10 protein-coding genes are annotated in these 10,448 nt (G+C 63.7%); 3 read left to right on the forward strand and 7 right to left on the reverse strand.

Annotated elements, in window-relative coordinates; all coding sequences use genetic code 11:
* Together A2J03_RS08160 and A2J03_RS08165 are read left to right on the forward strand one after the other, a co-directional pair.
* The coding region (locus tag A2J03_RS08160; RefSeq protein ID WP_068371919.1) for a glycoside hydrolase family 3 N-terminal domain-containing protein at positions 1–940 on the forward strand (940 nt) is incomplete at its 5' end.
* A gap of 84 nt (positions 941–1,024) precedes the next feature.
* The gene (locus A2J03_RS08165) at positions 1,025–1,630 is read left to right on the forward strand and encodes a TetR/AcrR family transcriptional regulator (RefSeq protein WP_068371922.1); all 606 of its coding nucleotides are present in this window, start codon (positions 1,025–1,027) and stop codon (positions 1,628–1,630) included.
* A gap of 297 nt (positions 1,631–1,927) precedes the next feature.
* Here A2J03_RS08165 and A2J03_RS08170 read toward each other — a convergent pair whose 3' ends face one another.
* Both A2J03_RS08170 and A2J03_RS08175 read right to left on the reverse strand, forming a co-directional pair.
* Positions 1,928–2,785 carry a MaoC family dehydratase gene (locus A2J03_RS08170; protein ID WP_068371925.1) on the reverse strand — a complete coding sequence of 286 codons (858 nt, stop codon included), beginning with the start codon at positions 2,783–2,785 and terminating at the stop codon, positions 1,928–1,930.
* The gene (locus A2J03_RS08175) at positions 2,782–4,128 is read right to left on the reverse strand and encodes a 3-oxoacyl-ACP reductase (RefSeq protein WP_068371928.1); all 1,347 of its coding nucleotides are present in this window, start codon (positions 4,126–4,128) and stop codon (positions 2,782–2,784) included. Before A2J03_RS08175 ends, A2J03_RS08170 begins: the two co-directional genes overlap by 4 nt.
* Before the next feature lie 173 nt (positions 4,129–4,301).
* Here A2J03_RS08175 and A2J03_RS08180 point away from each other — a divergent pair, with 173 nt between their 5' ends.
* Positions 4,302–5,600: an acetyl-CoA C-acetyltransferase gene (locus A2J03_RS08180; RefSeq protein ID WP_068371931.1), complete on the forward strand. Its 1,299-nt coding sequence runs from the start codon at positions 4,302–4,304 to the stop codon at positions 5,598–5,600.
* 170 nt (positions 5,601–5,770) lie between these two features.
* Here the strand turns inward: A2J03_RS08180 and A2J03_RS08185 are convergent, their stop codons facing one another.
* The 5 genes from A2J03_RS08185 to A2J03_RS08205 form a co-directional block, all read right to left on the reverse strand.
* Positions 5,771–7,129: an ABC transporter substrate-binding protein gene (locus tag A2J03_RS08185; protein WP_068371933.1), complete on the reverse strand. Its 1,359-nt coding sequence runs from the start codon at positions 7,127–7,129 to the stop codon at positions 5,771–5,773.
* Complete coding sequence (locus tag A2J03_RS08190; RefSeq protein WP_068371936.1) at positions 7,126–8,187, reverse strand: branched-chain amino acid ABC transporter permease; 1,062 nt, start codon at positions 8,185–8,187, stop codon at positions 7,126–7,128. Before A2J03_RS08190 ends, A2J03_RS08185 begins: the two co-directional genes overlap by 4 nt.
* Before the next feature lies 1 nt (position 8,188).
* Positions 8,189–9,067 carry a branched-chain amino acid ABC transporter permease gene (locus tag A2J03_RS08195; RefSeq protein WP_068371939.1) on the reverse strand — a complete coding sequence of 293 codons (879 nt, stop codon included), beginning with the start codon at positions 9,065–9,067 and terminating at the stop codon, positions 8,189–8,191.
* 29 nt (positions 9,068–9,096) lie between these two features.
* Positions 9,097–9,819: an ABC transporter ATP-binding protein gene (locus tag A2J03_RS08200; RefSeq protein WP_068371941.1), complete on the reverse strand. Its 723-nt coding sequence runs from the start codon at positions 9,817–9,819 to the stop codon at positions 9,097–9,099.
* The coding region (locus tag A2J03_RS08205) for an ABC transporter ATP-binding protein (protein ID WP_068371944.1) at positions 9,809–10,448 on the reverse strand (640 nt) is incomplete at its 5' end. The genes A2J03_RS08205 and A2J03_RS08200, both read right to left, overlap by 11 nt.

A 10,448-nucleotide genomic window follows, 5' to 3' on the forward strand; every position in this document is an offset into this window, starting at 1 on the left:
CGTCGGAGTCACCGGTACCGCCGATGCGATCGACGTCATGGCGCGCGAACAGGTCGGCGGAATCTTCATCGGCAGCTGGACAGATTCGACGACGCTGGCCAATGGCGAGGTACCGCAGATCAACGACGCCGCCGCGGTACCGCCGATGGTCACGATCGACGAGGAGGGCGGCAGGGTCTCCCGCGTCGAAGATCTCCTCGGAACAGATCCGTCGGCGCGAGAGACGGCGCAGACGATGTCGGTGGACGAGACGTACCAGATGGCGCTGGAGCGAGGCCGCGGATTGCGGGGGCTCGGCGTAACCGTCGACTATGCGCCAGTGGTCGACGTCAGTAGTCAGCCCGACGACTCGGTGATCGGCGACCGGTCGTATTCGGACGATCCGGCCGTCGTCGTCCAGTACGCGGGTGCCTACGCGCAGGGCCTGCGCGACGCCGGGGTCCAACCCGTCATCAAGCACTTCCCAGGCCACGGCTCGGGTTCGGGTGATTCGCACACGGGCGCAGTCACGACGCCACCCGTCGATCAGCTGATTCAGACGGACCTCGTTCCGTTCGCACAATTGTCGACGACGGGCGTCGGCGTCATGGTCGGGCACCTCGACGTGCCTGGACTGACGGCACCGGGCGAGCCGGCAAGTATCAGTCCCGCTGTCATGTCTTTGCTGCGCGACGGAGTCGGCTATGGAGCTGCGCCGTTCACGGGACCGATCTTCACCGACGATCTCAGCGGCATGGCGGCTATCACGAATCGGCTGGGAATTGTCGCTGCCGTCGAGGCGGCTCTGGTTGCAGGTGCCGACGTCGCCCTGTGGCTGACGACCGACGACGTCCCGCAGGTCTTGGACAATCTGGAAGATGCTGTGGCGTCGGGACGGCTCGATGCGGCGCAGGTCGATCGATCGGCAGCCACCGTCGCACGCTTCAAGGGAGCCTGCTAAATTTCTCGACGCGGCAACCGGTAGTGACGCAGGCCTCCTTACCGTGGAGTAAGATCATGAGTCCTACGTTGTTTTGGAGGACACATGGCCGGCGGCACCAAACGATTGCCCCGCGCCGTCCGAGAGCAACAGATGCTCGACGCCGCGGTCGATGTCTTCTCCGACAACGGGTTTCATGAGACTTCGATGGATGCGATCGCCAAGAAGGCGGCGATCTCCAAACCCATGCTGTACCTCTATTACGGTTCCAAGGACGAGCTGTTCGCGGCGTGCATCCATCGTGAGGGCGCCAAGTTCGTCGAAGCGCTCACTCCCGCCGCCGACCCCACCTTGGCCCCGCGCGAGCAGCTGAGACGCGCGCTGCTAGGTTTCCTTGGTTTCGTCGGCGAGAATCGGAAGTCGTGGATGGTGTTGTACCGCCAGGCGATCGGTCAGACAGCATTCGCCTCGCAGGTACAGAGCAGCCGGGACAGGCTCATCGAACTGACCGCCCGGTTGCTCGAAATGAGCACCAAGGATCCGGAACCCGATCAGAATTATGCACTGATGGCCGTTGCCCTCGTCGGCGCCGGAGAGGCCGTCGCGGACCGTGTTGCGGGTGGCGAAATCGAAGTCGACGCCGCTGCGGACCTGTTGGAAAACCTCGCGTGGCGCGGTCTGGCCGGAAAGAAATCCGCGCCGATCGTCTGACCGACGCTCGGTGCGTCGCAGATGCGGATGTTCGGCTGGGGTGGTGACCGAATGGGACATTCGCTAGTGCGCCCCGGTGACCGAATGGGACATTCGCTAGTGCGGCGGTGACCGAATGAGACATTCGCACACTCAGAGTGACTGAACTAGCCATTCGCTCACCTGTAGTGACCGAAACCGACATTCGGTCACCCGGCAAGTGACCGAAACAGACATTCGGTCACCCGAAAGGTCCCAAGAAACACCCCTGGGGTGACCGAAACAGCCATTCGGTCACCCCAGGAGCACACAACCCACCTACCGCAGAGTCCCGGTGAGGTGCGGGTACCCCTTCTTCGGATTCTTCAGCGAAATATCCCAGCCTGCACCGACCGACTCGGCGTACAGGTTGACGGTCGCGGGCAGGATGATCGGCTTGCCGAACCTGACGTTGTAGGTGACCTTCTCCGGAATGCGACCCTCGATCACCTGGAGTACGGCTGCTGCACTCCACATTCCGTGCGCGATGGTTCGCGGGAACCCGAAAGCCTTGGCGCCCAACGACGACACATGGATCGGGTTGCGATCGCCGGAGACCGACGCGTACCTGCTGATCATCTTCTGGTCGACCCGCAGGGTGCGCGTCGGGGGCGGCGGAACCTCGTCGGCGGGAGGTGCTTCACGAGGTCCACCGGAGAGCGAGGTCTTCTGCAAGCTCATGAAGCTCGAAGTCTGCTTCCACACGAGTTCGCGTCCGACGCTGACCTCGCTGATGACGTCGACCAACAGGCCCTTGCGGTGTTCACGCAAGTTCTCCGCGTGCACTCGGATATCGAGCGGTTCGGAAGCGGAGATGCTCCTGAACTGTTCGATGACGTTCTCGGCGTGCACGGAACCGATAGCGGCGAACGGAAAGCCTTTGGACACCATCAGTTTCATGACCGTCGGAAACACCAGAGTGAACGGGTACGTCACCGGGAGGGAGTCCCCGAAACGCAATCCCGTTGCGCGGCAGTACCCGGCGAGATTGTCGGCGTCCACGCGCAGTCCGCGAAGCTCGAACACGGTGCTCGGCACCGACGAGGACTTCGGCCGGAGGAACGGCAGCGCTCCGAGTGCAGCGGAGGTATAGATCTCCGACGTCTTCGGCTGCTCCGTGAGCTGTACGACGCTCATGCGCCGAGCAGGCTCTGGCCGCAGACGCGGACGACCTGTCCGGTGACGGCGTTCGAGGCTGGGCTCGCGAAGTAGGAGACCAACTCGGCGACGTCGACGGTCTCGCCGCCCTGCAGCAGCGAGCTCATGCGACGTCCGGCCTCGCGAGTTGCGAACGGAATGGCCGCAGTCATCGCGGTTTCGATGAAGCCCGGTGCGACGGCGTTGATCGTGATGTTCTTCTTCGCAAGGACCGGCGCCGACGCGTGGACGAGGCCGATGACTCCGGCCTTGGACGTGCCGTAGTTGGTCTGGCCGCGGTTGCCGGCGATGCCTGCGATGGAGGAGACGTCGACGACGCGTCCGCCTTCCTTCAGTGCACCGGTCTCGACCAGGTGATCGGTGATGCGCTGCGGGGCGAGGAGGTTGACGCCGATAACCGAATTCCAGCGGCTCTCGTCCATGTTGGCGAGCGTCTTGTCACGGGTGATGCCTGCGTTGTGGACGATGATGTCCGCGCCGCCGTGGCGTTCGAGGAGGTGCTTGGACAGAACTTCGCCGGCGTCGGGTGCGGTGACGTCGAGCGCGAGAGAGGTTCCGCCGACCTTGTTGGCGGTCTCCGACAGGGCCTCGCCTGCGGCGGGGATGTCGGCGGCGATGACGGTTGCTCCGTCGCGTGCGAGGACCTCGGCGATGGTCGCACCGATTCCGCGAGCTGCACCGGTGACGACGGCTACCTTGCCGGCGAGGGGCTTGTCCCAGGAGGCCGGAGCCTCGGAGTCGGCATCTCCGACGGCGATGACCTGGCCGTCGACGAATGCGGACTTGGCCGACAACAGGAAGCGAAGCGTGGATTCGAGGCCGGAGAGTCCGGTCGACGCCTTCGGGGAGACATAGACCAGCTGAGCCGTCGCGCCGCGCTTGACCTCTTTGCCCACGCTGCGGGTGAAGCCTTCGAGCGCCCGCTGAGCGATGTGCTCGTCGACGCTTGCGGTTTCTTCCGGCGTCGTGCCGATCACGACGACGCGCGCCGACGGTGCGAGGTTGCGGATGACCGGCTGGAAGAACTGGAACAGCTGCTCGAGCTCGCTGACGCTGCCGATGCCGGTGGCGTCGAACACGAGGGCGCCGTACTTGTCGTCGTGCGCCTGGGCCTGGGGGTAGTCGGCGAGCAACGCACGCAGCGGCTCGACGAGACGGCCGTTGCCGCCGATCAGCACTGGGCCCGCAAGTGGCGGTTCGCCTGCCTTGTACCGGCGCAGCTTTTCGGGCTGCGGCAGACCTGCCTGCTTGGCGATGAAGGCTCCGGGCGCGGACGCGAGGAACGTTGAGTAGAGGTCTGGGGCTCCCTTGGTGGCTGCCACTGTCCTGCCTTTCGAATTTGGCGCCTGCGGCCCCCCATGCGCGCATAGTTACTGCCTGACGTAACTACACACTCACGGGTGCGAAGCGCACGACCGGGTGTCGACAACCAACTTACTCGCCAGTAAGATGAATCTCCACCAGGGTCTTTTTCCACGATGTTTGGAGACGAAAAGTGACAAGCAAGCAGCTACGACCGGTCGCAATCGTCGGTGGCAACCGCATCCCGTTCGCGCGCTCGGACAAGAAGTACGCCCTGGCCTCGAACCAGGATATGCTCACTGCCACCATCGACGGGCTGGTCAGCCGGTTCGGTCTACAGGGCGAGCGCCTCGGCCTCGTCGTTGCGGGTGCCGTGCTCAAGCACAGTCGCGACTTCAACCTCACCCGCGAGACCGTTCTCGGTAGCGCGCTCAGCCCGTACACCCCTGCATACGACATTCAGCAGGCGTGTGGCACCGGACTGCAGTCCATCGTTGCGGTCGGCGACGCAATTGCGTCGGGTCGTATCGAGGCGGGAATCGGCGGCGGCGTCGACACCACATCGGACGCACCCATCGGTGTCAACGACGACCTGCGCGAATTCCTCCTTTCGCTCAACCGCGCGAAGTCGACTACCGATCGACTCAAGCTGCTCGGCAACGTGCGTCCGTCGATGCTCGGGATCGAGATTCCGCGCAACGGAGAGCCGCGCACCGGTCTGTCGATGGGCGATCACGCGGCCATTACGGCCAAGGAGTTCGGCGTACGCCGCGAAGATCAGGACGAGCTGGCCGCAGCGAGCCACAAGAACATGGCGGCCGCATACGACCGTGGATTCTTCGACGACCTGGTGACGCCGTTCCTCGGCCTCACCCGCGACGACAATCTGCGTCCGGGATCGACCGTCGAGAAGTTGTCGACGCTCAAGCCGGTATTCGGCACCAAGCTCGGCGACGCCACCATGACCGCCGGCAACTCGACGCCGCTCACCGATGGCGCCTCCGCGGCGCTGCTCTCGTCGGACGAGTGGGCCTCCGAGCGAAACCTGCCGGTGCTCGCGCACCTGGTGGATTCCGAAACGGCTGCCGTCGACTACGTCCACGGCAATGCGTCGTTCAAGGACGGTTTGCTGATGGCGCCGACGTATGCCATTCCGCGCCTTCTGGCTCGAAATGGGCTTACGCTGCAGGACTTCGACTACTACGAGATTCACGAGGCGTTCGCATCCGTCGTGCTCGCGACGCTGCAGGCATTCGAGAGCGACGAGTACTGCAAGGAGCGTCTCGGCCTCGATTCGGCTCTGGGTTCGATCGACCGCAGCAAGCTCAACGTCAACGGATCTTCGCTTGCGGCGGGGCACCCGTTCGCTGCGACCGGCGGCCGCATCGTCGCGTCGTTGGCCAAGATGCTGGCAGAGAAGGGCTCGGGCCGCGGCCTGATCTCCATCTGTGCAGCAGGTGGACAGGGCGTCACCGCAATCATCGAGCGCTGAAACAGGCGCTCGACATCGGGGGCAAATAGTCGGCGGATCCGTCAGCGAGGGGTTGACGGATCTGCCGACCGTGCGGCGCGGTAGCGCTCGCCGAACGTAACTACGCGCGCCCGGGCTGGTTTGCCCGTGCGCGCGCAATCACCGCCCGACGTTGCCCATCCGTACGAGATTTACTCGGGAATCCCGCTTTCCGGCGGCGTCGACTCCTCGCCCGTGTATTCGACGACGGGAGAGTCGCCGATATCGGTCTGCAGGACCGGCGTCAGGTATTCGGGAACTCCACCCTGGATCTGGAAGACACTGGCACCCGAGATGCCGAGATGGCTGGTGTCGGAGTACCGGAACGGCGCCAATTGTGGACCCTCGAAGTCCATTCCGCCGTCCGCAATCGCCGCGACTATGCCCTCACGAGTGGGGTTCTCACCCGCGGCTTGGAGGGCTTGGACGAATGCATACGCCTGGCTGAGCCCGTAGATGCGGTAGTTGGTGAGCGGATCTCCGGTTCCGTTCTCCGCCCACACTTTCTGCCAGAGTTGGGTCCACGCATTGTCCGGTGAGTCGACGCCGGGGATGTACTCGAGCGAGATCATGCCCTCGAGCGACTCTGCGCCGTTCGTGACCGCGCCCTGCGAGAAACGTCCGAGCAGTGAACCGACGAGGTCGACGTCGGAGCCGATGGAACTGTAGAACCATTCGGGGTCGTAGTTGAGCCTCATGGACGTCAGCTGGCTCAACGCGGTGTACGACGGAACGTTGAAACCGAGAACCAGATCGGCTCCGGCGCCCTGCAGCGCAGCGATCTGCGGCGCGACGTCGGTGTTGCCCGAGGTGTAGCGCACCACTTCGACGATCTGGTCGTCGAGATACTGACGGACTGCCACTTCGCTGTCTCGACCGAGGTCGTCGTCCTGCAAGAACAGGCCCACCTTGGCGTCCGGACGGTTCTTCTTGACCCAGTCTCCGATGATCTTGCCCTCGACCTGATAGTCGGGCTGCCATCCGAATGTGTTCGGGTACTTCTCCGGATCGTTGCCCCACATGATGGCGCCGGACGAGACGAACAGATCCGGTACGCCCTCCTCGTTGAGGAAGTCGATCACCGCGCTGTGGGTAGCTGTGCCGAGCCCGCCGACCACGGCGAAGACCTCGTCCTGGAGGACTAGTTCGTTGACGACCTGGGTGGTGGTCGTCGGATCGTACGAGTCGTCGCGAACGACGTACTCGATCTGTCGACCGTTCACCCCACCCGCTGCGTTGACGTAGTCGAAGTACGCCTGTGCGCCCGTCGGGATTTCGCTGTATCCGGGGGCGGCGACCCCGGTCAACGGGAAGTGCGCGCCGATTTTCACCGATGTATCCGTGATGCCGACCGTCGAGCCTTCGGACGCCTCGGCGCTCTCGTCTCGACCGCCTGCGCCGCATGCCGCGATCAGTGATACCGCGGCTGCGAGGGCGGTGACTTTGACCGCCCTCGACCTACCTCGTCGAAGTCGTCGAAGTCGTCGGTCGTCAAGAGTGAACCTTGTCATTTTTCCCCTTTTCTGGTGATGCGCCATTTTCGGAATGTTCCTACCAATCCCAGTGGTGCAAACAGGATTACGAGAACCGTGAAGACTCCGGTGACGAGTGGTGCAAGTTCGGCCGACTGCAGGCTGCTCAGTCCGGCGTCCAGCCCGAGGTTCGTGACGACCGGAGGTATGTAGGTCAACAGGGCTGCACCGATGAGGGCGCCGGACAATGTTCCGAGTCCGCCGATGACCACTGCGGAGAGCAAGGTCAACGACAACGTCAGCGTGAAGCCGCTCGGTGCCGCGATTCTCGCGGACATTGCGAGCACTGCACCGCCCGCGCCGGCGCACGCCGAGCTCACGACGAAAGCGAGGATTCGTGCCCGGCCGAGGTCGATGCCGGCGAGCTCGGCGGCAACTTCGTCGTCGCGAACCGCTCGCCACCGTCTACCCACCCTGCTCGACGATACGTTCGCCAGCAAGAAGAACACCAGCACCAGCAGAATCCAGCTGACGTACGACACGAATTTCGTACTGTCCATGTCGCTTCCGGTCACGAAATACATGACGTTGTCGACGACGTCCGGAACCTTGGGAGCAGGAACGACAAGCCCTTGCTCACCGCCGAGGTAGTCCGAGAAATACAGTGCGAGTCCTGGCACCGCGACGGCGAGGGCGAGGGTTGCGCCTGCGAGATACGGTCCGTGCAGGCGTGCCGCCGCCACCCCGACCACCAGTCCCACGACAGCTGCGACAGCTGTTGCCGCCAGGAGGACCAGCGGCACCGACCATCCGGAATCCTGGGCCCGCAGCATCAGGGCGGCGGTGTATGCGCCGACGGCCATGAACGCTCCGTGGCCGAGAGAGAGCTGCCCGCTGAGGCCGGTGAGCACCGTCAGCCCGCCGGCCGCGATGGCGAGGTAGGCAACGGAGGTGAGCTGACTCTGACGGAAGGTGCTCAGGCTTTCCAGCGCCAACACGATGACTGCGAGACCGATTACAGCACAGAGCAAATGGCGCCGAACCGGTGTGGCAGTGATGCGTACCCACACGGGCGTGGACGTGATTCGAGTACTCATGTCAGACCCTCCTCGCCGCTGCGCTTGCGAACAATCCGCTCGGGCGGACGAGTAGCACGACTATGAGGATGATCAATGCCGCGCTCGAAACCAGATCCTGGCCGAGGTATCCGCTGACGAAGCTGAGTCCGATCCCCATCAGCAGTCCACCTACGACGGCGCCTGCCGGACTGTCCAGTCCGCCGAGAACTGCAGCGACGAAACCGAATACCACGATCGAGTCCATGTACCCCGGATGCACCAGCGAGCCGCCGGCAATGAGCAGACCCGCAAGCGAACCGACGACGGCGGCGAGGGCCCAACCGAGCGTGAGCATACGACCGACGCGCACCCCGAGGAGCTTGGCCACCTCTTGCTCGAATGCACTCGCGCGCATCTTCAGGCCGAGATCGGTGAATCGGAAGCGCAGCACGAGTAGCCCGAGAACGACCAGCACCGCGATGACCTTGAAAATGTCGTATCCGGTGAGCGCGACGTTCAGATCCCCGATCCGCTGGCCGGTGAGTCCGAACGGTGCTGGAAAGGACCGGAATTGATTTCCGAACACGATCGCCGCCACCGCGTGAATGATGATGAACAACCCGAGCGTCAGAATGACCGGGTTGATGTGCGACGAGCTGTCGACGAACCGGATGACCAGTCGTTCGATCGCAGCGCCGAGTACGAGACCGCAGATGAGTGCGACACCGAATCCGATCCAGTACGAGTAGCCGGCGTCGATGACAACCAGTGCTACGTAGGTGGTGAGCATGGCCATCGGTGCTTGCGCGAAGTTGACGATGCGCGTAGATCGCCAGATGAGAACCAAGGCGAGAGCGAATGCGGCGTAGATCATTCCGGTCGTCACGCCGTTGATGAGGATGGTGAGCAGTTGCTGCACTGTGGCTGGCGTCCTTTCGGCTCGTTGGTTCAGAACCCGAGGTAGGCGTGTCGGAGGGCGTCGTCCTCGGCCAGGGCGTCGGCGGGACCCTCCACAGCGACCTTGCCCAGATCGAGGACGACTGCGTGTTCGGCGATGGACAGTGCGCTTCGCGCATTCTGTTCGACGAGAACGACTGTCATCGATTCGGCGTCGACGAGTGTGCGCAGAATGTCGAAGATCTGCGCGACGACTTTCGGGGCCAGACCGAGCGACGGTTCGTCCAGGAGGAGCACTGATGGCGTGGCCATCAGGGCTCGACCGATCACGAGCATCTGCCTCTCGCCGCCGGACAGTGTGTGTGCCGATGAAGTACGACGACCGTCCAGGGGTGGAAACATCTCGTATATACGGTCGAGCGTGACAGCGTCGTGATTTCTGTTGCGTCCCAACGCACCGAGTCGAAGATTTTCTTCGACGGTCAATTCGGCTATGACACCTCGTCCTTCGGGGACGTGTGCCAGGCCCTTGCGGGACATGCGATCCGGTGGCACGCCGACCACATCGACACCGGCGAGTTCGATACGCCCGGACTCGGGCCTGAGCAGTCCCGAGATGGTGCGCAGCAGAGTCGTCTTCCCTGCACCGTTCGCCCCGAGTACGGCGGTGACCGCGCCAGGGGCGACGGTCATGGATACCGAGTCGAGCGCGGTCACCGGTCCGTACCGAACGGTGAGATCGGTGATGACGAGTTGAGTCGCGTTACTTGTCATGTGTCACTTCGTTTCCGAGGTATGCCGCCAATACGGCGGGGTCCTCGCGGATCTCTGCCGGTGTCCCGTGGGCGATGACCTTGCCGAAGTCGAGGACGACGATGCGGTCACACACGCTCATGACGAGGTCCATGTGGTGTTCGACGAGCATCACGGATGTCTTCTCGGCGAGAGCGCGGATCTCGCGGGCGAGTTCGTCCATCTCGTCACCCGACAGTCCCGAGGCGGGTTCGTCGAGAAGAAGTAGAGACGGTTCGCTCACCAACGCGCGGGCGAGAGCGACCCGCTTGCGCACCGCATACGGCAGGCTGGGTGGCAGCCGATGGGCATAGGCATCGATACGCAGTTGTTCCAGGGTGGCCATTGCGGTCGAACGGACGGTGTCGTCGTCGGCTGCGCTGGACGGGAGGCCGAGGAGCCCGGCGAGTATCCCGGTGCGGGCCGTACGGTCTGCTCCGATCATGACGTTGTCCAGGACGGTCATGCGATCGAACAGGCCGAGACCCTGCAATGTCCTGCTCATGCCGAGTCGAGGGAGGTCGTGCGGCCGAAGCTTTGTCAACGGTGTGCCGTGACGGCCGAGTGTTCCCGACTGAGGGTGGACGAGCCCGCAGGCGACATTGAAGAGC

The sequence above is a fragment of the Rhodococcus sp. EPR-157 genome (assembly GCF_001647195.1).
In the GTDB taxonomy this organism is placed as follows: domain Bacteria; phylum Actinomycetota; class Actinomycetes; order Mycobacteriales; family Mycobacteriaceae; genus Rhodococcoides.

Bases quoted from the DNA above. Each gene is read 5' to 3' on its own strand.
- A2J03_RS08165 (WP_068371922.1), top strand. From the start codon at position 1,025: ATGGCCGGCGGCACCAAACGATTGCCCCGCGCCGTCCGAGAGCAACAG.
- A2J03_RS08170 (WP_068371925.1), bottom strand. From the start codon at position 2,785: ATGAGCGTCGTACAGCTCACGGAGCAGCCGAAGACGTCGGAGATCTAT.
- A2J03_RS08185 (WP_068371933.1), bottom strand. From the start codon at position 7,129: ATGACAAGGTTCACTCTTGACGACCGACGACTTCGACGACTTCGACGA.
- A2J03_RS08190 (WP_068371936.1), bottom strand. From the start codon at position 8,187: ATGAGTACTCGAATCACGTCCACGCCCGTGTGGGTACGCATCACTGCC.
- A2J03_RS08200 (WP_068371941.1), bottom strand. From the start codon at position 9,819: ATGACAAGTAACGCGACTCAACTCGTCATCACCGATCTCACCGTTCGG.